This is a genomic window from Pantoea sp. SM3640 (genome assembly GCF_015654165.1).
GTDB lineage: Bacteria > Pseudomonadota > Gammaproteobacteria > Enterobacterales > Enterobacteriaceae > Pantoea > Pantoea vagans.
This window is the reverse complement of record NZ_CP064872.1, coordinates 2,764,341-2,788,505: the sequence shown is the minus strand read 5'-3', so window position 1 is coordinate 2,788,505 and position 24,165 is coordinate 2,764,341. Positions and strand designations below refer to the sequence as shown.

25 protein-coding genes are annotated in these 24,165 nt (G+C 55.5%); 14 read left to right on the top strand and 11 right to left on the bottom strand.

Features of this window, described 5'->3' with window-relative positions; translation table 11 throughout:
* On the bottom strand, nucleotides 1–726 hold the full coding sequence (locus tag IV493_RS13020) for a GNAT family N-acetyltransferase (RefSeq protein ID WP_195857255.1): 726 nt from the start codon (nucleotides 724–726) through the stop codon (nucleotides 1–3).
* Between the two features lie 187 nt (nucleotides 727–913).
* On the opposite strand from IV493_RS13020, the gene IV493_RS13015 reads away from it, so the two are divergent.
* A complete protein-coding gene (locus tag IV493_RS13015) occupies nucleotides 914–1,120 on the top strand; it encodes a hypothetical protein (RefSeq protein ID WP_013357074.1) in 207 nt (68 codons plus the stop codon).
* Between the two features lie 55 nt (nucleotides 1,121–1,175).
* Here IV493_RS13015 and IV493_RS13010 read toward each other — a convergent pair whose 3' ends face one another.
* Together IV493_RS13010 and IV493_RS13005 are read right to left on the bottom strand one after the other, a co-directional pair.
* The gene (locus tag IV493_RS13010) at nucleotides 1,176–2,369 is read right to left on the bottom strand and encodes a zinc-dependent alcohol dehydrogenase (RefSeq protein ID WP_195857254.1); all 1,194 of its coding nucleotides are present in this window, start codon (nucleotides 2,367–2,369) and stop codon (nucleotides 1,176–1,178) included.
* Between the two features lie 150 nt (nucleotides 2,370–2,519).
* Complete coding sequence (locus IV493_RS13005) at nucleotides 2,520–3,110, bottom strand: hypothetical protein (protein ID WP_195857253.1); 591 nt, start codon at nucleotides 3,108–3,110, stop codon at nucleotides 2,520–2,522.
* 364 nt (nucleotides 3,111–3,474) lie between these two features.
* On the opposite strand from IV493_RS13005, the gene IV493_RS13000 reads away from it, so the two are divergent.
* The 4 genes from IV493_RS13000 to IV493_RS12985 all read left to right on the top strand — a co-directional run bounded on the left by IV493_RS13000 (nucleotide 3,475) and on the right by IV493_RS12985 (nucleotide 7,797).
* Entirely contained in the window at nucleotides 3,475–4,761 is a 1,287-nt protein-coding gene (locus tag IV493_RS13000) for an HAAAP family serine/threonine permease (protein ID WP_195857252.1), read from the top strand.
* 230 nt (nucleotides 4,762–4,991) lie between these two features.
* Nucleotides 4,992–6,089, top strand: a complete 1,098-nt coding sequence (locus IV493_RS12995; RefSeq protein ID WP_013357078.1) for an ABC transporter substrate-binding protein — start codon at nucleotides 4,992–4,994, stop codon at nucleotides 6,087–6,089.
* Between the two features lie 271 nt (nucleotides 6,090–6,360).
* Nucleotides 6,361–6,843: an RcnB family protein gene (locus IV493_RS12990; protein WP_013357080.1), complete on the top strand. Its 483-nt coding sequence runs from the start codon at nucleotides 6,361–6,363 to the stop codon at nucleotides 6,841–6,843.
* 117 nt (nucleotides 6,844–6,960) lie between these two features.
* Nucleotides 6,961–7,797, top strand: coding sequence for a Cof-type HAD-IIB family hydrolase (locus IV493_RS12985; RefSeq protein WP_061061889.1), 837 nt, complete (start codon nucleotides 6,961–6,963; stop codon nucleotides 7,795–7,797).
* Nucleotides 7,798–7,877: 80 nt separating this feature from the next.
* On the opposite strand, the gene IV493_RS12980 is transcribed toward IV493_RS12985, so the two are convergent.
* On the bottom strand, nucleotides 7,878–9,026 hold the full coding sequence (locus tag IV493_RS12980; protein ID WP_195857251.1) for an iron-containing alcohol dehydrogenase: 1,149 nt from the start codon (nucleotides 9,024–9,026) through the stop codon (nucleotides 7,878–7,880).
* Nucleotides 9,027–9,317: 291 nt separating this feature from the next.
* Between IV493_RS12980 and gntT the strand changes: the two genes are divergently transcribed.
* Nucleotides 9,318–10,634, top strand: coding sequence for a gluconate transporter (gntT, locus tag IV493_RS12975; protein ID WP_195857250.1), 1,317 nt, complete (start codon nucleotides 9,318–9,320; stop codon nucleotides 10,632–10,634).
* 173 nt (nucleotides 10,635–10,807) lie between these two features.
* On the opposite strand, the gene IV493_RS12970 is transcribed toward gntT, so the two are convergent.
* Entirely contained in the window at nucleotides 10,808–11,053 is a 246-nt protein-coding gene (locus IV493_RS12970) for a hypothetical protein (protein WP_013357084.1), read from the bottom strand.
* 1,304 nt (nucleotides 11,054–12,357) lie between these two features.
* On the opposite strand from IV493_RS12970, the gene cspE reads away from it, so the two are divergent.
* Both cspE and IV493_RS12960 read left to right on the top strand, forming a co-directional pair.
* Nucleotides 12,358–12,567, top strand: coding sequence for a transcription antiterminator/RNA stability regulator CspE (gene cspE / locus IV493_RS12965; RefSeq protein WP_006118399.1), 210 nt, complete (start codon nucleotides 12,358–12,360; stop codon nucleotides 12,565–12,567).
* 228 nt (nucleotides 12,568–12,795) lie between these two features.
* The gene (locus tag IV493_RS12960; RefSeq protein WP_033782287.1) at nucleotides 12,796–13,227 is read left to right on the top strand and encodes a GNAT family N-acetyltransferase; all 432 of its coding nucleotides are present in this window, start codon (nucleotides 12,796–12,798) and stop codon (nucleotides 13,225–13,227) included.
* On the opposite strand, the gene IV493_RS12955 is transcribed toward IV493_RS12960, so the two are convergent.
* Nucleotides 13,205–14,560, bottom strand: coding sequence for a PLP-dependent aminotransferase family protein (locus IV493_RS12955; RefSeq protein ID WP_095707568.1), 1,356 nt, complete (start codon nucleotides 14,558–14,560; stop codon nucleotides 13,205–13,207). The genes IV493_RS12960 and IV493_RS12955 overlap by 23 nt on opposite strands.
* 120 nt (nucleotides 14,561–14,680) lie before the next feature.
* Between IV493_RS12955 and IV493_RS12950 the strand changes: the two genes are divergently transcribed.
* The 6 genes from IV493_RS12950 to tatE all read left to right on the top strand — a co-directional run bounded on the left by IV493_RS12950 (nucleotide 14,681) and on the right by tatE (nucleotide 19,354).
* A complete protein-coding gene (locus IV493_RS12950) occupies nucleotides 14,681–15,649 on the top strand; it encodes an ABC transporter substrate-binding protein (protein ID WP_033782292.1) in 969 nt (322 codons plus the stop codon).
* Nucleotides 15,649–16,437 carry a deaminated glutathione amidase gene (locus IV493_RS12945; protein ID WP_195858184.1) on the top strand — a complete coding sequence of 263 codons (789 nt, stop codon included), beginning with the start codon at nucleotides 15,649–15,651 and terminating at the stop codon, nucleotides 16,435–16,437. The genes IV493_RS12950 and IV493_RS12945 overlap by 1 nt, the downstream gene beginning before the upstream one ends.
* A gap of 22 nt (nucleotides 16,438–16,459) precedes the next feature.
* Nucleotides 16,460–17,347: an ABC transporter substrate-binding protein gene (locus tag IV493_RS12940; protein WP_095707567.1), complete on the top strand. Its 888-nt coding sequence runs from the start codon at nucleotides 16,460–16,462 to the stop codon at nucleotides 17,345–17,347.
* Nucleotides 17,344–18,291, top strand: coding sequence for an amino acid ABC transporter permease (locus IV493_RS12935; protein WP_095707566.1), 948 nt, complete (start codon nucleotides 17,344–17,346; stop codon nucleotides 18,289–18,291). The genes IV493_RS12940 and IV493_RS12935 overlap by 4 nt, the downstream gene beginning before the upstream one ends.
* On the top strand, nucleotides 18,288–19,058 hold the full coding sequence (locus IV493_RS12930) for an amino acid ABC transporter ATP-binding protein (protein WP_095707565.1): 771 nt from the start codon (nucleotides 18,288–18,290) through the stop codon (nucleotides 19,056–19,058). Before IV493_RS12935 ends, IV493_RS12930 begins: the two co-directional genes overlap by 4 nt.
* A gap of 92 nt (nucleotides 19,059–19,150) precedes the next feature.
* A complete protein-coding gene (gene tatE / locus IV493_RS12925) occupies nucleotides 19,151–19,354 on the top strand; it encodes a twin-arginine translocase subunit TatE (protein ID WP_003854033.1) in 204 nt (67 codons plus the stop codon).
* 121 nt (nucleotides 19,355–19,475) lie between these two features.
* On the opposite strand, the gene lipA is transcribed toward tatE, so the two are convergent.
* The 5 genes from lipA to rlpA form a co-directional block, all read right to left on the bottom strand.
* Nucleotides 19,476–20,441 carry a lipoyl synthase gene (gene lipA / locus IV493_RS12920; RefSeq protein WP_013357091.1) on the bottom strand — a complete coding sequence of 322 codons (966 nt, stop codon included), beginning with the start codon at nucleotides 20,439–20,441 and terminating at the stop codon, nucleotides 19,476–19,478.
* A 169-nt stretch (nucleotides 20,442–20,610) separates the two neighbouring features.
* The gene (gene lipB, locus IV493_RS12915) at nucleotides 20,611–21,270 is read right to left on the bottom strand and encodes a lipoyl(octanoyl) transferase LipB (RefSeq protein WP_033782303.1); all 660 of its coding nucleotides are present in this window, start codon (nucleotides 21,268–21,270) and stop codon (nucleotides 20,611–20,613) included.
* An 80-nt stretch (nucleotides 21,271–21,350) separates the two neighbouring features.
* Nucleotides 21,351–21,614 (bottom strand): DUF493 family protein YbeD, encoded by a 264-nt coding sequence (gene ybeD / locus IV493_RS12910; protein ID WP_013357093.1) that lies wholly within the window; start codon nucleotides 21,612–21,614, stop codon nucleotides 21,351–21,353.
* 100 nt (nucleotides 21,615–21,714) lie between these two features.
* On the bottom strand, nucleotides 21,715–22,926 hold the full coding sequence (gene dacA / locus IV493_RS12905; RefSeq protein ID WP_033732040.1) for a D-alanyl-D-alanine carboxypeptidase DacA: 1,212 nt from the start codon (nucleotides 22,924–22,926) through the stop codon (nucleotides 21,715–21,717).
* Nucleotides 22,927–23,057: 131 nt separating this feature from the next.
* Entirely contained in the window at nucleotides 23,058–24,155 is a 1,098-nt protein-coding gene (gene rlpA, locus IV493_RS12900) for an endolytic peptidoglycan transglycosylase RlpA (protein ID WP_195857249.1), read from the bottom strand.
* Nucleotides 24,156–24,165 lie beyond the last annotated feature (10 nt).

Sequence of the window (24,165 nt, the reverse complement as noted above, 5' to 3'; positions counted from 1 at the left end):
TCAGTATTCAGGTTGCGGCGTGTCGGCATTAACGTCGGCGAAAAAGGCACTGAGCGGACGCTTTTGCTGACCTGCGACGCTGAAATTATCCGCCCTCAGCCAGGCGCTCAGGGCGCGATGAACCTCCGGCCATTCACGGTCGATTATCGACAGCCAGTCTGTATCGCGGTTACGTTGTTTGCGAGTCATTACCTGACGAAAACGCCCCTCAAAGCGGAACCCCAGTCGTTCAGCTGCAAGTCGTGAAGCGACATTAGTAGAATCACAGCGCCACGCCACCCGACGATAGCCGAGAGCAAAAGCCTGTTGCAGCAGCAGAAAAATCGCCTCGCTGCCCATTGCACTGCGCTGCATCAGCGGCGACCAGGTGACGTGACCGATTTCAAGGGTGCCATGTTCTGGCTCTATGCTGGCGAAGGAGACCACACCACAGGGCTGCTGATTCAGCCCGCAGACCGTGAAGGGCACCAGGGACGCATCCGCCACTTTATCCGCAATCCAGCGCTGCATCTGCGGCAGTGAGGCGGGCCGCTCCGCGCTCAGCCAGGTCCAGTCCCGATCATCCGGTGCCTGCATAAATGCCAGCAACAGCGATTCCGCATGATCCATGCTTAATGGCAGGAGAAGGCAGTGCTGGCCGTGGATGGAGGCACTGGGCGGTCTGGCGACAGGTTGCCAGTCGGGCAGGGCTTCACCGACTGGCTGATCAAACTGATTGATGTTCACTGGCATCCTCCTGAAGAAAAACGGACGGTAAGCAGGGAAAATTAAGATGTGTTCTGACGGGCTATCCTGAACCGCGATTAAACCCGTCGCAGCTTGTTCCCGCTTTCCACATAACTTTGCCTGTTACTGACAGAAAATGAAAACCCGTCGGGCAGCATAGCGACACCGTTATCAGAGAGGTGTGCGTATGAAAGTGAGGGCGGCCAGTGCATTACTGTTTTTACTGTTATCGTTTGGTGCATTTTCACAACAGGTGATCAGCGAAAGTCATCCCCATTCACGCAGTGCGCGACTGCTGGAGCAGGGGAGTCAGGTCGATACGGCGGACTCGCCGGATGAACATCTGCTGGAGAGGCGGGAGTGGCGAAGCAGTCTTCAGCGCAAGCCGTATTAAAATGCGATCCCCGGCAGCGAGCTCTGCCGGGGATCCGGTAGTGAGGTTCAGGCGATTAAATCGTGGCCTGCGTGGCGGCCATGCCTGGCACCAGAATCACCTTCCGGCACTCCTCTTCGCGTTTAGCGAAAATATCGTAGCCGCGAGCGGCATCTTCGAGCGGCAGATGATGGGTCACAATCTCTTCCGGCGTCAGATGACCCTGTTCAATCAGCTTCAGCAGATCGGGCAGATACGCATGCACATGCGTCTGTCCCATCTTAAAGGTCAGCCCTTTGTCGAAGGCATCACCAAACAGGAAGCCGTGAATGAATCCGGCGTAGACGCCCGGCACGCTGACGATACCGCCACGCCGCACCGCAGCAATACACTGACGCAATGCTTTACCACTGCTGCCTTCCAGCTTGAGATTGGTGAGCACGGTTTCAGTCAGGCTGCCTTTCGCCTCGAACCCGACGGCATCGATCACGGCATCCACACCGCGATTGCCGGTACTGTGTTCGATAATCCAGCCGGCCGGATCATCGATCTCATCGAAGTTAATCGGGATGACGCCGTAGCGATCGCGGGCAAAGTTTAAGCGGTAGTTGTTGTGATCAATCATGTAAATCTGTTCGGCACCCTGCTGTCGGGCGCAGGCTGCACTGAGCAGGCCAACCGGGCCGGCACCGAAAATCGCCAGGCTGGAGCCGGGTTTAACTTCGGCATTTTTAACCGCCTGCCATGCGGTGGGCAGAATGTCCGACAGGAACAGCACTTTCTCATCTGACAGTATGGACGGCACCTTGAACGGACCGGTATTGGCTTTCGGCACTCTGACATACTCCGCCTGGCCGCCGGGCACACCGCCATAGAGCTTACTGAAACCAAACAGCGCCGCGGGCGGCGTGATGTTTTTACGGTTCAGAATAGCACCCCGTCCGCTGTTGGTATTTTCACAGGCGGCATACTGGCTCAGCAGGCAGAAAAAGCAGTCGCCACAGGCGATCACAAACGGAATGACGACCCGATCGCCTTTGGCGACGGCAGTCACTGCGCTGCCCGTCTCAACCACTTCGCCCATAAACTCATGGCCAAAAATATCGCCATGCCCGGTGCCGGGAATTTTGCCGCGATAAAGGTGCAGGTCTGAACCGCAAATGGCGGTAGCGGTCACGCGCAGGATAATGTCATCGGCCGCTTCCAGACCCGGGTCGGGTACGTTATCCACGCTGACTTTATGCGGGCCGTGATACGTTAATGCTTTCATTTTTTGATCTCCTGCTGACGGGGGAAGGGCGGCCAGACCAGAAGGTGTGGCTGCCTGCGAGAAAGACTCAGGGAATCTGAGATCGAAACCTGCCTGAAGTGTAGTAACCCTTTGAGGAGTAAGCCGAGCGGTGCTGGAGGCGAGGCGGTTTCAGACCGGCGGGCTGGATGAATGCCTTTGCAGTGTGGCGGCAGTGACGGACAGCGCATCCGGCTGCCAGCCAGTGAGATCAGCCAGCGCGCGCCGGTAAGGGGTGTCGATTTGTGCCGGAACCTGCCCGAGGTAGTGAAAAGCATGCTCACGTGTTTCACCGGTGAGGTTCTGCAGATAGTGTCGCGCATCATCCAGCGTCGGTATCTGCCCTTCAACTCCCGCCATGCGGGCAGGCAGACCGGTCCAGATTAATCCTTCGATGCCTTTCGCCTGCGCCCATTCCGCCAGCGGTCCCACTGAGGTTTCTGTCACCGTCATCATGCCGACGCCATCGACGCGGCTGTCTGGTATCGCCTCCCGAATGCGCAACGCGCGGCAGGCGCTCTCCAGTGAGGCGGTGTTCAGCCAGGCCCAGAACACTGTCACCGGGCGGGCGTTGAGACAGATCGCCGTTGATAGTTCACCGCCGTCAGCGATGCGCACAAACTCAATCGGAACGGCAGGTCCATCATGATGCCACTGACTGGCCACCGGCAGTGCGCCAGGTTTCCAGATTAACGATCCCCATCCCAGGCAGGCAATTTTCATTCTTTTCTCCTGTGTCCCTGTCGGCGTGATCGCGACAGCGTCAGATAAAGCGTAGCCCGTTACGCTTAATCGTTACAGGGATCACCTTTTCAGGGCAGTAAAGCGGGCGCAAAAATGGCATGATCGCCGCGCAGTCACTTTGCACAACCTGACGGTTTTATCATCAATCCATGCGTGTTTGTCTTCGCGGCTTGAACTTTTATCGTCAGGTAGTGTAAAAAGTGGCGCACGCAATCGATTACCTTTGTATGCGCGGATCATTTTACGCTTCACCGATCCGTCTGCAGCTGAGGCTGAGAGCGGGGCATACGTTTACCTGCCTGACGGCTCAGGTTTACTGGCGGCTTTTAACACGGACTATCTGATGAAAACCACGCAAACTGGCACGCTGGGCGCGCTTGAGAGTGACGTCGATACGGGATGGCGTAAAACCGACACGATGTGGATGCTGGGTTTATACGGCACCGCAATCGGAGCCGGTGTGCTGTTCCTGCCCATCAATGCCGGTGTCGGCGGGCTGATCCCGCTTATTATCATGGCGGTGCTGGCCTTTCCGCTGACCTTCTTCGCGCACCGCGCCCTGACGCGTTTTGTCCTTTCCGGTAAAAATCCGGCGGGTGATATCACTGAGGTGGTCGAGGAGCATTTCGGCGTTGGCGCGGGCAAGCTGATTACGCTGCTCTATTTCTTCGCGATTTACCCGATTCTGCTGATGTACAGCGTGGCGATCACCAACACAGTTGAGAGCCTGATGGTGAATCAGCTCGGCCTGGTGCCGCCGCCGCGGGTGCTGCTGTCGCTGCTGCTGATTGTCGGCCTGATGACCATTGTGCGCTTCGGCGAGAAGATGATTGTCAAAGCGATGAGCGTGCTGGTCTATCCCTTTGTGGCGGTTTTGATGCTGATGGCCTGCTATCTGATCCCGCACTGGCACGGGGCTGCACTCTCAACCCTGAACGTTCAGCCTGCGGGCAGCAGCCTGTGGATGACGCTGTGGCTGGCGATACCGGTTATGGTCTTTTCGTTTAACCATTCACCCATCATCTCCTCCTTTGCACTGGCGAAGCGCGAAGAGTATGGCGACGCCGCCGAGAAAAAATGCTCGCGCATTCTGGCCTGCTCGCACCTGATGATGGTGGTGACGGTGATGTTCTTTGTCTTCAGCTGCGTGCTGAGTCTGTCGCCTGACGATCTCCATGCCGCCAAGGCGCAGAACATTACCATTCTCTCCTATCTGGCGAACCATTTTCAGGTGCCGATGATTGCCTGGCTCGGGCCGCTGATTGCCATTGTGGCGATCACCAAATCGTTCCTCGGCCACTATCTGGGCGCGCGCGAAGGGTTTAACGGTATGGTCAATAAGGCGCTGCGCAGCCGCGGTAAAACTATCGCGCCTGCCAGACTGAATCGCCTGACGTCACTCTTTATGTTGCTTACCACCTGGCTGGTGGCAACGCTGGACCCGAATATTCTCGGCATGATTGAGACGCTGGGCGGGCCGGTGATTGCCATGATCCTGTTCCTGATGCCGATGTATGCCATTCACAAAGTGCCGGCGATGCGTAAGTACAGCGGGAAAATCAGTAACCTGTTTGTGGTGCTGATTGGTCTGATTGCCATCTCCGCGATTTTATATTCGCTGGTGAAGTAACAGATCAATCAACAGGCGCCTCTCCGCGGTATTGAGAGGCGTCTGCTGTTCTGCCCGCCACGCGTCATTTCTCCATGTATCGCCAGCCCTGGTCTCCCTGTTTTAACCAGCCGCCGCACAGTGAACCCTCTCCGTCAGACGCATCTCGTCAGCAATATTTACATTTGTTACTTTTTCACATGGTAGAGTTAACGCGAATAATTATTATTCCTTTAAAGGACAGGAGAAAAATGAAAATCGGGATTGTTGCTGCCACCACACTGTTACTGTCAACCGCCTGCGCGGCAACCACCTATCCGGTCACGGTGACTGATATGGATGGTCAGAAAATTACGCTGCAAAAAGAGCCGCAGCATGTGATTTTGCAGGACGGACGCGACGTGATGGCGCTGGCCTTACTGGATCGACAGAACCCGTTTCAGCGGGTCGTTGCCTGGAATAACCTGCCGAAAAAGCAGGATACCCAGACCTGGGATCTGCTGAAGCAGCGCTGGCCGCAGGCGGCATCGATTGTGGATATGGGCTTTAACGATCAAGGGCAGGTCAATCTGGAGAGCGTGCTGGCGAAGCAGCCCGACCTGATGATTGCGCAGCTGCGCGCCAAACCGGCACTGACGCAGTCGGGCGTTCTGGCTACCCTGAAAAATCTGCATATCCCGGTGCTGTTCCTGGATGATGAGCTCCACCCCAAAGAGAACACCCTGAAGAGTGTGAAAGTGCTGGGTACCGTTCTGAATCGCGAAACCGAAGCAAAAGCCTACGCCGATTTTTATCAGCAGCGCTGGCAGATGATTCAGCAAAAGATTGCGCAGGTGCCGCACAAGCCGACGGTATTTATTGAACCGATTGCCGGTAACAGCGACAACTGCTGCTTTACCCATGGTCATAACGGCTGGGGTGCGCTGGTGGAAGCGGTCGGCGGGAAAAATATCGGCTCAGCGCTGCTGCCCGGCAGCTCAGGTTTTGTGTCGCTGGAGAAGATTATCGCCATGAAGCCGGACGTTTACATCATGACCGGCTCGAAGCGTCCGAACAGCAACGTGCTGCCGTTTGGTTATGGTGCCAGTCAGACTGACGTGACCGCCACTTTTAATCGCCTGCAGAGCCGAACCGGCCTGGAGCAGATCGAACCGGTGAAACAGAAACGGGTCTATGGCGTTTATCACCATTTTTATAATCACCCTTACAACATCATCGGTATGGAAATTCTGGCTAAAGATCTCTATCCAGAGGTGTTCCGTGATCTCGATCCGACGGCCGATTATCACCATATCGTAAAACAGTTCACGGCGTTGCCGGATGCGCCGGTGATCCTCAGCACGCCATAACCGGGTAAAGCGTCGGGGTGCATTTCAGCACCCTGACGTTGAACAGGTTTTAACGGGTCAGCCCGAGACGTGATGTTCAGGCTGCCCGGTTAACATCTGGATTGCGTCAGAAGAGTTTTAAAGATATGACCTGTGTTAAGAAATCGCTAAGCAAGCGTAATACTGTGTAAGTTACCGGATTTTAAGACTTTTACAGATGTCTCCCGCCAGAATTATTGCCATGATGCCGATCAACGGTGCCTGGACAGCCGTTATTTTCGGAGGCAGTATCATGAAAAAAACAACATTAACGCTTATCGCTTCACTTTTAACATGCAGCACGCTCTTCTCTCAGGTTTCACTGGCAGACGATCATGATGACGGTCAGCGTAAGCCGGTGCCGCATCAGAACAGTGATAAACGCCCTGACAATCGCGGCCCCGATCAGAATCGCGACCGCGGTAACAATCGTCATGATGATAAAAAGCCTCACGACATGGGCAATAATCGGCATGATGAAGATAACAACCATCGTGGCAGAGAATCCCGCAATGACCGTGACCATTTCGCCTGGCAGGGCCACGATTTCCGTCGCGGCCATCCTGTCCCGCAGGAATATCGCGGCGACCATTATCGCGTAGCCGACTGGCATGAACGCGGTCTGCGTGAACCGCCGCGCGGTTATCACTGGGCAAACATCGACGGCAACTATGTGCTGATTGCTGCCGCGACCGGTGTGATTACCGCGCTGGTGCTGAACAGCGCCCTGAACTGATTCTATCCTGACCCGATCGCCAGGGATGGCTACGGCCATCCCTCTTTCTTTCCGTTTTGCTGCGCCAGCGGCTATCCTGAGACTCCACGCTGAAAATTTCCTGTGTAAGGAGTCATGATGACGACGGTTAAAATGGTTGCAGTCGATATGGATGGCACATTTCTGGACGATAATAAGCAGTACAATCGATCCCGCTTTCTCGCCTGCTATCAGCAACTCACCGCCCGCGACATCAAATTTGTGGTGGCCAGCGGCAATCAGTACTACCAGCTCAAATCCTTTTTCCCGGAGATCGCCAGCGATATCGCCTTTGTGGCGGAAAACGGCGCATGGATTATCGATCGTGACGAGGAGCTGTTTTGCGGTGCCTTTGAACACCGCGATGTAGAAGCGGTGATCAGCACTCTGCAAAACGGCAATTACCCTGGCCTGCGTTACCTGCTGTGTGGTCGTAACAGCGCGTATTACTTCGACGGCATGGAAGAGAGCTGGCTGAAGAAGATGCGCCATTACTGTCACCGGCTGAAGCCGATTCATCATCTGGATGAGGTGCAGGATGACCGGCTGTTTAAGTTCGCGCTGAACCTCTCGGATGATTACATCGAGCCACTGATGGCGGATATTGAGCGACTGCACCAGGGACGCGTGGCCGCGACGTCAAGCGGTCATGGCTCGGTCGATCTGATCGTGCCGGGAAATCACAAAGCGCACGGTCTGGATCTGCTGGCAAAACGCTGGGGGATTACGCACGACCAGGTGCTGGCCTTTGGCGATGGCGGTAACGATCTGGAGATGCTGAAACAGTCCGGCTTCAGTTTTGCCATGGACAATGCGCCAGAGCGGGTGAAGCAGGCGGCACGTTATGCCGCGGCGTCTAATAATGAGGAGGGCGTGTTGCAGATCATTGAGCAGATGCTGGCAGGTGAGGGGCCTTTTGCCGCCCCGCGGCGCTGAGACTGAACGTGCCAGGATAGCGCTGAGCTGCTGCATGACCTGCCAGGCTGGCAGGTCAGTGAAGGAGGCCAGCGCGTTGATCACGCCGTGATTTGCCAGGCCTGCGCAATCATCGTCTGCATCTGTTCGCGGCTGTAATTCACCAGCGAATTTTTACTGTTGGCACGCGCCAGGATCCACTCCACCTCAGTGCGGCTCAGCGACGGGCCATCCTGCCAGAATGGCGTGATGGCATGCTGCTGCAGCCACTGCTTCAGAAACTGTGCCGGTGAATCTGTGGATTCGCTGAAGAGCTGCGGGTGCAGCTCCGCCATCAGCGTACACTGCAGCGGCTGCTGGCTGTCAGACAGCAGATCCAGGAACGAAAACAGCAGGCGCCCGCACACTTCACCGTGATGGAACGGCTTAATCGCGCCCAGTTCCCCGGCAATACCGTGGATCACCCCCAGACCCGCGCTGCTGAGACTGACGCCCCCCAGCCACGATGCCATCATCATTGCTTCACGTGCCGCGTCACCCGCCGCATCCTCGCGATTGAGTGTAGGCCACGCCTGAACAAACTGACGCAGACCGGTCAGCGCCAGCTGGCGGGTGAAGAGGTTGCCTTTGCCGGAGAGATACGCTTCAAACAGATGGGTAAAAGCATCGATGCCGCAGGTCGCCAGCACCTGGTCAGGCGCGCCTTTCAGCAGATCCGGATCAAGAATCGCGACCTCCGGCACAAAGACCGGGTGGCGCAGTGACGCTTTGATCTGAATATCCTGCTGGTCTGTCACCACCGCATTTTGCGTGACTTCGCTGCCGGTCCCGGCCGTTGTCGGAACCGCAACCAGCGGCAGCGTGATGGGCTGAACCGCAGTGTCACCTACCTTCTCCAGATAGCGGGCCGTGGGCAGCGGGTGTTGGATCATGGCGCTAAAGGCTTTCGCCGCATCCAGCACGCTGCCTCCGCCAATCGCGACCACCCGATCAACATGACCGCGCCAGCGCGCAACCCAGCCATCGATCTCAGTGGGCGAGGCTTCATGGCTGACAATTTCATAACCGAGAATGTGATCGTTGAGGTCAGCTTTTATCCGGGCATAGGCTGGCCCCTGCAGGAAAGATTGTCCGCAAAACAGCAGGGTAGGTTGTGACCGGGCGGCCAGCAGCGGCACCAGTTTATCCAGACTACCGCGACCAAAGAGGGTTCGTTGATTACTGTACAGCTCACTCAGGTTCTCACTCACCGGCGCATCCTTTTTACATTTCGCTAAAATCTGAGTGTAACGAAAAGCGCGACGCCAGCATGGGCAAACTTTCTGATAACACACTGGCAAAAAGTTGATCATCTTCGCAAAACAGAAATTCACCGTCGGCGGGGTGGTGCTTTCCTGCGGATGTTACCCTTAACATGTTATCGGTAACAGCGTTTGTCGGGATGTGTAAGCATCTTACAGCGCACTGTTTTGCAGCCCTCCGGGGATCATGATAATAAACCGACACTGAATTTCCTTCAGTGCGCAAGGTGGAGAAAACCTATGCCATTACTCTATGTGGCGATTGGCGTCGCGTTACTGCTGCTGCTGATGATTCGCTTTAAGCTTAATGGATTTATCGCGCTGATCCTGGTGGCGCTGGCGGTCGGTGTGATGCAGGGCATGCCGGTAAATAAAGTCATTACCTCAATCAAAGCGGGCGTAGGCGGCACGCTGGGCAGCCTGGCGCTAATCATGGGCTTTGGTGCCATGCTCGGTAAGTTGCTGGCCGACTGCGGCGGTGCGCAGCGTATTGCCACCACCCTGATTGAAAAATTCGGCACAAAGCATATTCAGTGGGCGCTGGTGCTGACCGGTTTTATCGTCGGTTTTGCGCTGTTCTACGAAGTGGGCTTTGTCCTGATGCTGCCGCTGGTGTTCAGCGTGGCGGCGTCGGCGCGTGTGCCGCTGCTCTATGTCGGGGTGCCGATGGCGGCTGCTTTATCAGTGACGCACGGTTTTCTTCCCCCGCATCCTGGTCCTACAGCCATTGCCACGCTGTTTAATGCTGACATGGGTAAAACGCTGCTGTTCGGAACGCTGCTGGGTATCCCTACGGTAATTCTGGCGGGTCCGGTTTATGCCCGTTTCCTGAAAAACATCGACAAACCGATTCCACAGGGGCTTTACAACCCGAAGACCTTTACCGAAGCGGAAATGCCCAGCTTTGGCGTCAGCGTCTGGACGGCACTGGTGCCGGTGGTACTGATGGCGCTGCGTGCCGTGGCGGAGATGCTGCTGCCAAAAGGCCACGTAATGCTGCCCTATGCGGAGTTCTTTGGCGACCCGGTAATGGCAACGCTGATTGCGGTACTGATTGCGATTTTCACCTTTGGCCTGAATCGCGGTCGTACGATGGAACAGGTGATGGATACCCTGACCGACTCGATCAAAATCATTGCCATGATGCTGTTGATCATTGGCGGTGGCGGGGCCTTCAAACAGGTGCTGGTGGACAGCGGCGTGGATAAATATATCGCCAGCATGATGCACTCGACTCAGCTTTCACCCATCTTTATGGCCTGGTCGATTGCTGCTGTGCTGCGTATTGCCCTGGGTTCTGCCACGGTAGCGGCGATTACCGCCGGGGGCATTGTGGCACCGTTGATTGTCACCAGCGGTGCCAGCCCGGAATTAATGGTTATCGCCGTGGGTTCCGGCAGTGTGATCTTCTCGCACGTTAATGACCCTGGCTTCTGGCTGTTCAAAGAGTATTTCAACCTGACGATTGGCGAAACCATTCGCTCCTGGTCGGCGCTGGAGACCATTATTTCGGTCTGTGGTCTGGTGGGTTGCCTGCTGCTCTCCTGGGCCATTTGACCTCTGGCCGCTGGCAACCCTGCCAGCGGCTCCTCTCTTTGCTTCTCTCCGGCCCGTTTCTTTTTGTATCGCGGGCAGCCTCCAGAGCCGGCTTATTCGCAGCCTGTAACCACGAATATAAAAAGGGCCGCAAAACGCGGCCCACAGGTCTGTAATAACGTAAATCTGGCCTCTTAATGAGGCGGTTCAAAACCGGCTTTGACCATCTGTTCGCGTAGCGCTCGCGCAATTTCGCGATTGCCGCCGGTGACCGGATAGATAACGTTGTTTACCACATCATCAAGATAGTGCTCGTCAAACTCCTGCATAGAGAGCTGCGTGCCGCCTTCATCGTTGATGGCGAAAGAACCTTTGATGTGGTTACCGCTGTTTTTGGCCTTAAGGCTGTAGCGGCCCATGCTGGTATTAATCGTACTCATAAGATCTCCTCGCGACTCATTTCAATCTCATCACTACTGAGGCCTGCCTTGCCGCCTGAATTTTAGCCAGGAATGGTCTGTAAAACGAAGAAAGAGGGCCAGTAAGAAGTGGTGTTGCGATCGTTATCTCAGAACATAAATAAAAGCGAAATCTGCTGAACTTATGAGCAGTTGAACACTGAGTGAAGCGGCGTGACAAATTTTTCTGTCTATACTGCTTACAGGAAAAATGTTTAATCAGTGAGGGGAAAAGGAAATGAAAATTATTCTGTGGATTATCGCGATCATTTTTATCGTGGGCTTACTGACCCTGACAGGGGTGTTCAAACTGATTTTCTGATGTCATAGTTTTGTTAAAGCTTCAGCGACGGCGGGCACCTAATCAGGTGCCCGAACTGTTTTCTGGCTTGCTAACAAATACTGGCTAATGGGATCCATCGGCGTATTCGGTAGCAGATCCTGTGAGCCCAGCTGTTTTTTACAGCATGCACAGCAGGCACCATGAAAGTTGCGCTTACCCTCCCGATAATCAGTGAAAACGAACCGTGCGCTTCCACACTGGCTACAGCGTATCTTCATCACCATTCTGCGTCTCATCCTCCTTTTAATGCGCCCTGACGGATGCCTGCCTCTGTACGGTTAAGCAAATTTTATCTATTGCTGCGCAACATTATTCCGGACTGCGATGAGAAACGTAATTTCTTATAACGCTGATTGTTTGTTGCCAAATGCGAATTCAACCACTAAAAAGCACTTCATTGATCTCGCTCAATGTTTCTTTGCTGTTGGTTAAAATATCCGCGAACACCCCACTCTGACTGGGATTATTGGCACTTAACGCTTATCCTGGTGCAATTAAAAGCAGGAACCGCGCTCAGAAATTTAAGAATTTTTGCTCATTTGATGAGCATTTGTGCCGCAATGACTACGAGAGCCCTTAAAAATGGGTCAGGCAGAGAAAAGCGCTGTTCCGATGAAGATAAAAAAATTGCGTTTTTACTTCTGTCGCCTTCATTAAGAAGAGGAATACGTCTTAATAAGATTTTTCTTTTTAACGTAAGTGCTCTGTAACTTTTAAAGAGAAAAGGTGCGTCTTTCCAGCGGGTTAGCGCTCAGTGCAGGTCATCGACCTGCTAGCTGTTTACGGACGATTCGCAAGTCCGGAAGCAGGAAAGTGTGATGGACGCACGGAAAGGCGATATTTATCACTTTTTCATCAAATCATGCTGGACAAATCCCTCAGCAATTGCTGTACTAGACCCCGACACAGTTTAGTGTCCATTTTTCATGTAAAGGTAATATAGATGTCTAAGATCAAAGGTAACGTTAAGTGGTTTAATGAATCTAAAGGATTCGGTTTCATTACTCCTGAAGATGGCAGCAAAGATGTATTCGTACATTTCTCTGCAATCCAGAGCAACGGCTTCAAAACTCTGGCTGAAGGTCAGCGCGTAGAGTTTGAAATCACCGACGGCGCTAAAGGCCCATCTGCTGCTAACGTTATCAGTCTGTAAGTTAACAGTCAGAATTCTAAAAACCCGCCTGATGGCGGGTTTTTTTATGGCTGTAATCTGCGCTTCATCCCTTTCATCGTAACCTCCTGTATCGTCCCTGTGGCCGCACAAACTGCGCGGCGGTACACAATAAATTCCCGTAACATATTTATAACAACCTGACATGCAGCTTTTTAGTTTGCGACGCTATATAACTGAGCGACAGAACCCGGTGAGTGAGGAGGCAGGATGAACATACGTCAGGCAGAGTTGAAAGACAGTTTTGCGTTGAGTGCCCTGTTGAGCGAGTTAGGCTACGGCGGCACCGAAAGCTTCATTGAACAGCGCCTGGCGCAGTTATGCAGCGATCCCAGTGAAGCGCTGCTGGTGGCGGAACATGGCAGCCAGGTGCTGGGTTTTCTTTCCCTGCATTTTATTCCTCAACTGGCCCTGGCCGGTGATTTTGCCCGCATCAGCTACTTCTGCATTGCAGAGGGTGAGCGCAGTAAAGGTGTCGGCCAGCAGCTGCTTCAGCACGCTGAAACGCTGGCAGCGCGTCGTGGCTGCGACCGTATGGAAGTCCATTGCCATCAGTCACGTCTCAAGGCGAATCAGTTCTACGCCCGCGAAGGTTATACTGAGTCCCCCCGTTATCTCATCAAAGATCTGCAAGCGGGTTAACTTCTCGTCCGGAGGCGATGACCAGTGCCCCGGCAATCATCTCCCGCTGTTCATCCCTGAGGCTGGCGATGCTGACGCGAATAAACTGCGTGGGGCCAAGCCGACAGCGCTCGCCCGGCACGACCGCAATCCCGCGGGCCGCCAGCGTAATCATGGCAAACTGCTCCGACGCTACCGGGATATAGAGGCTTAACCCGTCGCGAAGCGGCAAAGGCAGACCGCGCCGCGCCAGCGACGTCAGCATCGCTTCGCGTCGTTGCCGGTAAATTGCGCGCGCGGTGGCAATCTGTTGTTGCGTTGCCTCATCCTCCAGCAGCCACGCGACTGCGTCCTGCAGAATGCGGCTGGTCCAGCTGACGCCAAAATTTCGCCATGACTGTATCCGCTTCACCATCTCCGAGGTGGCAGAGAGCACGGCCAGCCGCAGATCCGGCCCGTAGGCTTTGGAAAATGAACGGATGTGTAGCGTTCTCTCAGGAAAACAGACGCCAAGGCTCCAGCTCGCCTCCGCGGAGAGATCGCCAATCCCATCATCCTCAACAATCAGTGTGCTGCTCATTTGCAGAACCTGCGCCAGTGCCTGACGTCGCGCCACGCTGATGCTGTTCCCGGTAGCGGAGTGAGTACGGGGCTGATAGATCAGCATCACCGGTGCCTGCTCCAGCAGAACAGACAGGACATCCGGCAGCGGACCCTCCTCATCACACGCCAGCGGCAGGATCTCTGCGCCGACGTTATCCAGCATATCGAGCAGCCGGGTTGCGGTTGGATCTTCAATAATCACCCGGTCACCCGGCGAGACGAGGGTCTGTACCAGCAGGTTCATCGCATCAAAACCGCCATCCGTTGCCAGAAACGCTTCTGCCGCATAGGGCCAGCGCGGCTTAATCGCCTGAAGCAGCGGCGCTGAAATCGCTTCACGGGTGTAGCTATTGAGTTGCGGTGAGCGCAGGGCCGCCTGCAGCGCTTGCTGCAGATCAGGCAGCAGGGCAGGGTCGGGCGAGGCCAGAGTCAGATCGGCCCGGATGTTATCGCCGTAATTACCGATCTTCTCAAAGCGAATCGGACGCGGCATCACCGTGTTACCACTCACCCAGACACCACTGCGGCCCTTGCCCGCCAGCACTTTCTGCTTTCGCAATTGCGCCCAGGCAGCAGAAACGGTTGCCGGACTGACGCCCAGCTGCTCCGCGATATCCCGCACTGCGGGCATCTGCATGCCTGTCGCAATCTGTCCGTCCCGAATCAGGGCGGAGGCGGCCTGGGCGATGCCTTTCACTGAAGGCGATGTTATCTGGCTGCAAAACCAGTTGAGGTCGACGCTCTCTGTCATAAGAAAATACTTTGTTCAGTAACAAAATAGTAATTGTTCAGGTAAGTATTCCGGATCTAGTATCAAATTCAAGCACTATTTTAAGCCCCTTACCGATGGCGAAGCGTAAACGGAGAGATCATGGCAAAGCTACTCATCAGACTGGCGGTACGCGACTGGGACTACTTCACCCCACTGGCGCTGGGCGATATCAGACCGGAAGGCTTTGATCTGCAGATCGACCGCGTCGGCACGCTGGTGAATGACCTGGCGACCAGCCCCGATTATGACGCGGGCGAAGTCTCCTTCAGCCGTTACGCCCAGAGCCGGGCCAGAGGCGACGAAACCTTACTCGGCCTGCCGCACTTTCTGATGCGCGGCTTCCGTCAGCGCTGCATCATCACCACCGCCAGCAGCTCCCTCACTACGCCTGCAGAGCTGAAAGGCAAAAGGATTGGCGTCACCGGCTGGCAGGATTCGGGCAATACCTGGACACGCACGGTGCTGCGTGAAGCAGGCGTCGAAATTGATGATGTCTTCTGGTATGCCGGTCGTCTTACGGCAGAGCATCCGATAGTCGATCGGCTGGCGGGATTTGGCCGGCCCGGCCGCATTGAGCCGGCTCCTGACGAGCGACCGCTGATTGAGATGCTGCAGGCAGGTGAGCTGGATGCCATCTTCACTCCCTTTATGCCGGAGGGCTTTTTCCTGCCTGATTCGGGTCTGCGGCAGCTGCAGATCGATTTTTATCAGGCGGAACGGGACTACTTTCACCGTGTCGGCTATGTGCCGGGCATTCATATTCTGGCCCTTAAACCGGCGCTGGCGGCGGAACATCCGTGGCTGCCTGCGGCATTAAGTGAAGTGATCGATCGCTCTTATCAGCTGTGGATGCAGAAAAGAGAGAAATATGCCGACACCACGCCGTGGCTGCTGGACGATTTGCGACGCACTGCGCAGGAATTACCGGCGGACTGGAATCAGAATGGTTTTAGCGCTAACAGGAAGATGATTGCGGACTTTAGCCGCGAGCTTTATCAGCAGGGACTGACCCACCAATTACTGACGCCGGAAGCGATGTTTCCGGCCGCTGCGGGAGAAGAGAAATGATGAAAGTGGCACTGGGACAGTTTGCGGTAAGCCGCGAATGGCAGGACAACGCTCATATCTGTCTGGATTTAATGCAGCGGGCGTCAGACGGGGGGGCCGATCTGCTGGTCCTGCCGGAAGGTGTGCTGGCGCGTGATATTGCCGACCCTGATTTAGTGCTGAAGGCAGCACAGCCGCTGGATGGTCCTTTCCTGAGCCAGTTGCTGGCCGCCAGCAAGCACACTGCGCTGACCACCATGATGAGCGTTCACGTTCCCACCGATCAGCAAAAAGCGCTCAACGTGCTGATGGCTATTCGTAACGGTGAGATCATCGCCGCCTATGAAAAGCTGCATCTGTACGATGCCTTTGCGATGCAGGAGTCGCAGCGGGTCAATCCGGGCCACGTCATTCCGCCGCTGATTGACGTCGCGGGTATGAAAGTCGGATTAATGACCTGCTATGACGTACGTTTCCCGGAGCTGGCGCGTCGGCTGGTGCTGGATGGTGCAGACGTACTGGTGCTGCCTGCAGCCTGGGTTAAAGGTCCGCTGAAAGAGATGCACTGGGAGTTACTGACCCGCGCCCGTGCGCTGGAGAATACCTGCTATATGGTGGCGGTGGGCGAGTGTGGCCCACGCAATATCGGCAACAGTCTGGTGGTCGATCCGCTGGGCGTCGCAGTGGCGAATGCGGCGGAGTCACCCGCACTGCTGTTTGCCGATCTCGACCCTGAGCGCGTCGCCTATGCCCGCCGGGTACTGCCAGTGCTGGAGAACCGACGCTTCGCCCGTCCCGAACTCAACTGATCCGCTGAACCAGGAATTCCTTATGACGAAGAGAGCAACCGCCTTAATCGTGGCGCTGGGGCTGACTGCCTCCCTGGCGCAGGCTGCCGATGCTATTCCGGTGCAAAAAGTTGACCAGGCGCTGCATGATCAGCTGCCGGATGAGATCAAAAAAGCGGGCAAAATGATTTCAGTGAACAACGGTTCATTTCCTCCCTATGAAATCGTTAATGGCCCGCACGCGATGGAGGGCGCCTCAGCGGAGCTAACCACCGCGCTGGCGCAACTGCTGGGTGTGAAGATCGAGCATGCGACGGTGAGCGGCCTGTCAGGCGTGCTGACCGGCATCAATGCGGGTCGCTATCAGCTGGCGATTGGCCCGATTGGTGATTACCCGGACCGCCAGCAGAAAGTGGACTTCGTCGATTTTGTGCAGGAGTTTGTGGTGTTCGGCGTGCAGAAGGGGAATCCGGCAAAAATTAATCAGCTGGATGACACCTGCGGCAAGCGTATTGCTGTTATGGCCGCCGGCTCTGCGGAACAGGTTATCCGTAAACAGTCAGCGCAGTGTGTGGCCGATGGAAAGCCGGCGGTGACGGTGCAGGCCTTTACCGATCAGCCTTCGTCTATTCTGGCGGTGCGCTCTAAACGTTCCGATGCCTTCTTCTCATCACAGGCTCCACTGACTTACTTTGTTAATCAGGCGAAGGGACAACTTGAACTGGCGGGCAAAGGGCACAAAAACGGTTTTGGCGATATCTTCCAGGGTACTGTGGTGCCAAAAGGCTCACCGCTGGGCCTGGTGGTGCTGGATGCCTACAAAGAGCTGTATCAGAACGGCACTTATGCAGCGATCATGAAAAAGTGGCAGCTTGAGGGCAACATGACCAAAGCGCCCGGGCTGAATCTGGCGAAAGAGGCCAGCAAATGAGCCCGTCTCGCCATCTGCACCGCGATGAGAGTGGCGAGGGGCAGCTGCGCGACGTGGCGTTCGCCCGCAGCGCGCCCACTTACGGCCGCTGGATCAGCTGGATTCTGGTGCTGGTAATCGGCTCGAATCTGCTGTGGCTGGTGGCGACCAATCCTAATTTTGAGTGGCAGGTGGTGCTGAAGTGGTTTACCGAAGAATCCGTACTGAAAGGGTTGCAGGTCACTCTGGGGCTGACGGTCGTGTCGATGATACTGGGCACGCTGCTGGGTCTGCTGCTGGGCGTCTGGCGGCTCTCTGAAAACCGGCTGCTGCGCGGCGTCGCCGGACTCTATATCTGGTTCTTCCGGGGTACGCCGCTACTGGTGCAGCTGATCTTCTGGTACAACCTTTCTACGCTGTTTCCCGCGCTGTCGCTGACGCTGCCGTGGAGCAGCGTCACGCTGGCCAGCTGGAACACCAACGATCTGATTACGCCGCTGACGGCAGCCATTGCCGGGCTGGCACTGAATGAAGCGGCCTATATGGCGGAAATTATTCGCGCCGGTCTGCTGTCGGTGGATAACGGTCAGGTGGAGACCACGCAAGCCTTTGGCATGAGCCGGTCGCGGGCGCTGCGACGCATCATTATTCCGCAGGCGATGCGGTCTATCATTCCGCCCACCGGCAACCAGTTAATCAGCATGATCAAGGCGACGTCGCTGGTCAGCGTGATCGCGATGGGCGATCTGCTCTACTCGGTGCAGGCGATCTACAACCGCACCTTCGAGATCATCCCGATGCTGATGGTGGCAGTGATCTGGTATCTGCTGATCACCTCGATCCTCAATCTGGGCCAGTCCGCCATCGAGCGCTACTATGCGCGTGGCACCCGCCGGGTGGCCAGCGTCCCCAGACGCGCCGCGACGGTAGCGGGCAGCGCGCAATCTCAGCGGGAGGAACAATGAGTCAGAGTGAACCCCTGGTCTGTGCCCGTAACGTGCAGAAGAATTATGGCGACAATCAGGTCCTGAAAGGAATCGATCTGGATGTCTGGCCCGGCGAAGTGGTGGTGATTCTCGGACCCTCCGGGTCCGGCAAATCCACGTTTCTGCGCTGCATCAATCATCTTGAAGAGATGAACGCCGGATCGATTCGGGTCGGCGAAGAGCAGATTGGCTATGTGCTGAAAGGGCATGTGCTGCATCGGCTTTCGCCACGCCAGATCGCCCGTCAGCGTCAGAAAATCGGCATGGTGTTTCAGCAGTTCAATCTCTATCCGCATATGACGGTGCTGCAGAACATCATTGAAGCGCCCATCGGCGTGCATAAATTTCCGCGTCAGGAGGCAATGGCACACGCCCGAGCGCTGCTGGCGACGGTGGGATTAAGTGATAAAGCGGACGCCTGGCCGCGCCACCTGTCGGGTGGACAGCAGCAGCGTGTGGCGATTGCGCGGGCGCTGGCAATCAAGCCGAAGCTGATGCTGTTTGATGAACCAACCTCTGCACTCGATCCGGAACTGGTGGGGGAAGTACTGACAACCATGCGTACCCTGGCCGATCAGGGTTTGACGATGATTGTGGTAACCCACGAAATCAGCTTTGCGCGGGAAGCCGCCGATCGCGTCGTCTTTATGGATGGCGGGGTGGTGGTGGAGCAGGGCACTCCAGAAGAGGTGATCGCGAATCCGCAGCATCCACGGACCCAGGCGTTTCTCAGTCGTTTCATCTGAGATCTTACTCTGTTACAGATTCCAGTTGTCGCCGCAGGCAAACTGCGCGTAAATAACAGTCACCGTGATTCGATAAAGTTGAAAGGTTAAATATGGAAGGTATCAGTATTGCCAAGCTGCTGATTATCGGTGCGCTTATCGTACTGCTTTTTGGTACCAATAAGTTGCGCTCTCTGGGCGGCGATCTGGGCTCCGCGATCAAGGGCTTCAAAAAAGCCATGAAAGACGAAGATACCAGTGCAACCCGAACAACGGCTGAAGACGTGCCGGCAGAACGCGTCGTTCATAAAGATTAATCGGTTATTTGCTGCAAATAACTGTTACTTTTTATTTCAGGCCATTTCAGGCACGTATAAAAAAACCAGGCTGTTTCCAGTCTGGTTTTTTGTTTTTTAAGCTTCCTGAGAGGCTTCGTGATTATTTCACTTCTTCGCCTTTAGCCTGCATATCCGCATGATAGGAAGAGCGGACAAACGGACCACACGCGGCATGGGTAAAGCCCATCGCCATCGCTTCTGCTTTCATCTCATCGAACTCGGCCGGGCTGACGTAGCGCTGAACCGGCAGGTGGTGGCGGCTCGGCTGCAGATACTGTCCCAGCGTCAGCATGGTGACGCCGTGGCGACGCAGATCGCGCATCACTTCCACGATTTCGGCGTTGGTTTCACCCAGGCCAACCATCAGACCCGATTTGGTCGGGATATGCGGATGTGCTTCTTTGAAGCGCTCCAGCAGCTTCAGTGACCACTCGTAGTTCGCGCCCGGACGCACCTGGCGGTAAACGCGCGGTACGTTTTCCAGGTTGTGGTTAAACACATCCGGTGGCGTTGCGGTGAGAATCTCCAGTGCGCGATCCATACGGCCACGGAAGTCCGGCACCAGCGTTTCAATTTTGATGGTGGGATTTTTTTCGCGAATCGCGCTGATGCAGTCGGCAAAGTGCTGCGCGCCGCCATCACGTAAATCATCACGGTCAACCGAGGTGATGACCACGTAGCGCAGGCCCATATCGGCAATCGTCTGCGCCAGTTTCGCGGGTTCATTAGCATCCGGTGCATTAGGACGGCCATGCGCCACATCGCAGAACGGACAACGACGGGTACAGATTGCGCCCAGGATCATAAAGGTGGCGGTGCCATGGTTAAAGCATTCGGCAAGGTTAGGGCAGGACGCCTCTTCACAGACCGAGTGCAGCCCGTTTTTGCGCATCGCAGCTTTAATACCCTGAATACGACTGGAGTCGGCTGGCAGCTTGATTTTCATCCATTCCGGCTTACGCAACATCTCCTGCCGTTCAACAGCCACGGTTTTCACCGGGATCAGCGCCATTTTGTCTGCGTCACGATATTTGACGCCGCGTTCCATCTGAATTGGTTTACTCATAAATCAGCAGGTTCCGGTCGGATTGCGATTTGAAAGCGTTCCCAATCAAACCGGGAAGGGGGCTTTCAACTTTATTTGAAAAAAGTGCAAAAATTATATCATCTCATCGTCTGGGAAGCAGCCACCGTCAGCGCTGAAAAGTTACATATTTGTAAATTCGCATTCTGCGTTAAGGCTTAACGGGAAGATCGCCTGCTATCCATTCAACATTTTCATAACCTGCCAGCCGCGCAAAGGCGCTGACCAGCGGAGCGCGTACCTGCTCTGTGGTCACCTCTGGCTGGAAATGTTTTAACTGGGTCATGCTCATGCCAGCGTAACCACAGGGATTAATGCGCAGGAAAGGCGACAGATCCATGGCCACATTCAGCGCCAGACCGTGAAACGAGCAGCCTTTGCGAATGCGTAATCCCAGCGAGCAGATTTTCTCTTCCCCGACATAGACGCCGGGTGCATCTGCGCGGGCGCGGGCGCTGACGCCGAATTCTGCCAGCGTAGCGATCACCGTCTCTTCAAGAAAAGTCACCAGCTGGCGCACGCCGAGCTTACGGCGTTTTATATCGATCAGGACATACATGACCTGTTGTCCCGGCCCGTGATAGGTGACCTGACCGCCACGATCGCTCTGCACCACCGGAATATCACCGGGCATCAGCAGATGTTCTGCTTTTCCCGCCTGACCCTGCGTAAAGACCGGAGGATGTTCGACCAGCCAGATTTCGTCACGACTCTGGTCATCGCGCTGGTCAGTATAGTGGTGCATGGCGTCAGAGACGGATTGCCAGTCGCACAGACCGGACTGGCGGACAAAGAGGGTTTCAACTGACAAAGCGATAGCCCGCTAAAGGAAAAAACGCTGAGGATAACGTCGGCAAACCGTCAGGCTGTGGCGCCTTGCCGACCCGTAAATTACAGTACCATCCGCACAATTTCGATCTGGCCCAGCTCTTCGTACAGGCGTTCGACCTGCTCAATGTGGGTGGCGTTGATAGTGATGTTTACGGAGTGATAGTTGCCTTTGCTGCTCGGCTTAACTTCAGGGCTGTAGTCGCCGGGCGCATGACGTTGCACCACTTCAACCACTTGATCAACCAGCTCCGGTTGCGCCAGACCCATTACTTTATAGGTAAACGGGGTAGGAAATTCGAGCAGCTCATTCAGTTTGGTTTTCATATTTACTCCGGTGCATAAAAAACAGGCTCCCGCCTGAGCGGGAGCATCATAATATCTGTTAATGGGGACGAAGGGGCGATTTTTCAATCACCCTTTACGCTTAACCGAACCAGTGATGGAACATCAGTTTGATGTAATCCACGATACGGCCAAAGAAACCACCCTCAGAGATCTCGTTCAGCACCACCAGCGGACGCTGTTCGATCGTCTTGCCATCCAGCTGGAAGTTGATGCTGCCGACAACCTGGTTTTTCTTCAGTGGGGCGTGCAGTTCTGTGTTGGTCAGCACATAGCTGGCTTTAAGATCTTTCATACGGCCACGCGGAATGGTCAGGTAAGCATCTTTTTCCACGCCCAGTTGTACACGGTCATTATCACCAAACCAGACCGGCTCAGAGGCGAACTCTTTACCCGCTTTCAGTGGCGCAACGGTTTCAAAGAAACGGAAGCCCCAGGTGAGCAGTTTCTTGCTCTCAGTTTCACGGCCTTTAAAGGTATGACCGCCCATCACAGCAGAGATCAGGCGCATCTGGCCTTCGGTCGCTGACGCCACCAGGTTGTAACCGGCTGAGTTAGTATGACCGGTTTTGATCCCATCCACGTTCAGGTTGGTGTCCCACAGCAGACCGTTGCGGTTCATCTGGCGGATATTGTTGAACGTGAACTCTTTCTCTTTATAAACAGCATACTCTTCCGGCACGTCGCGGATTAGCGCCTGGCCAATCAGCGCCATGTCGCGCGCGGAGCTGTACTGACCTTCAGCGTCCAGACCATGGACGGTCCCGAAGTGAGTATTCTGCAGGCCAATCGCTTTAACGTAGTTGTTCATCAGATTAACGAAAGCATCCTGGCTGCCGGCGACATAGTCAGCCATCGCAACACAGGCGTCATTACCGGACTGCAGCACAATTCCACGGGTCAGCTGAGAAACCGGTACGCGGTCGCCTGGCTTCAGGAACATCAGCGAGGAGCCTTTGAACACCGGGTTTCCGGTCGCCCAGGCATCCGGACCGACGGTGACCATATCGTCCTGATGAATTTTGCCCGCTTTCACGGCCTGTCCAATGACATAGCTGGTCATCATCTTGGTCAGACTGGCAGGATCGCGGCGTGCATCGGCGTTTTTCTCTGCCAGCACTTTGCCCGAGTTGTAGTCGATAAGGACATACGCTTCGGCATCAATGTCCGGCACGCCCGGAATCATGGTCTTGAGATTGACGTCATCAGCAATAGCAGCATGGCTGAGAGAGAAAGCGATCAGTGATCCCACTGTCAGGCGTTTCAGCAAACGAGATGATTTCAGCGTGTTCATGTGTAGGACTACAACATCCGTGAGTTTGAGGTTAAAAATGTCACTCATCATACCCAATGCCAGTGAGTCTGGCACCGGGCGTGATGATTGGGTTGTTAGCAGACGTAACGTGTCGCTGTCTGATAAACCGATCAGCGACGCGTGTTAGTAATAAATGAGGCGGTCTGGCCTTCACTGCTCAGGCGCTGTTGTAGCGCAGCCGCTTCGGCGCGTGAGCTGTAGCCGCCGAGCTGAACGCGATAAACGTTGTTGCCCGCGTCTTCGACCTTGCCGGGCACACCGTAACGCTGGCTCAGGCTTTTCATCATCTGCTGAGCACGCGCCGGGTCATTTAGTGCACCGACCTGTACGACATATCCGGCTGCGGCACCACTGCTGGCTGCAGCCGCGGCGCTGGCGACTGCAGGAGCAGCACTGCTGGCGGCTGGTGCGGAACTGGCAGGCGCGGCGGCGGGTGGTTCACTGCCTTCCAGCACGCCGTTCGCTAATGGCTGAGGTGCGCCAAGAAAGCCGCTGCTCTGTACCGGCGCGCCCATGTTGTCACCGCCCTGCAGCGTGCTGTTGCTGATGGCTTCCACGTTTTGAGCAGGCGGTTCAGCGTTTGCGGCGTTGCCGCCATTCATCACCGCACCACCACTCAGGTCCGGGCGGGCAGGCAGCGAGTAGCTCTGTTTGGCGACCACAGTACCAATGGTGCCCGGGCCTGAGAGCGTACCGTCGGGAGCCACCTTGATATAGTCGACCCGCACCCGAGAATTATTGGAGATGTTCAGACGGTCACCGGCTGCCCGCGACAGGTCGATGATGCGTCCTGGCGTGTAGGGGCCGCGATCGTTAACGCGCACCACAATCTGACGGCCGTTCGCGATATTGGTCACGCGCACATAGCTCGGCAGCGGCAGAGTAAGGTGGGCGGCCGTCAGCGCATCGGGATCGTAGGCTTCGCCGGTAGCGGTGCGGTTGCCCTGTGCCTCTTCGCCGTACCAGGTGGCCAGGCCGACCTCGCTATAGTTCGACGGATCTTTGATGATGCGATAATTTTTGCCATTAACGCTGTAATCCTGGCTGGTGCCCGGATTAACTGGCTCATAACGAGGCTCAACGCCTGGAATCTCTACGACCGGTCCATTGTAAGCCGGTTGCGGCGGCGCCGTATTTTGGGGTTCGGGCGTGGTACAGGCCGCCAGAACCAGTGATGCCAGTGCAACGCCAAGCCATTCCTTACGCATCTGCAGCCTC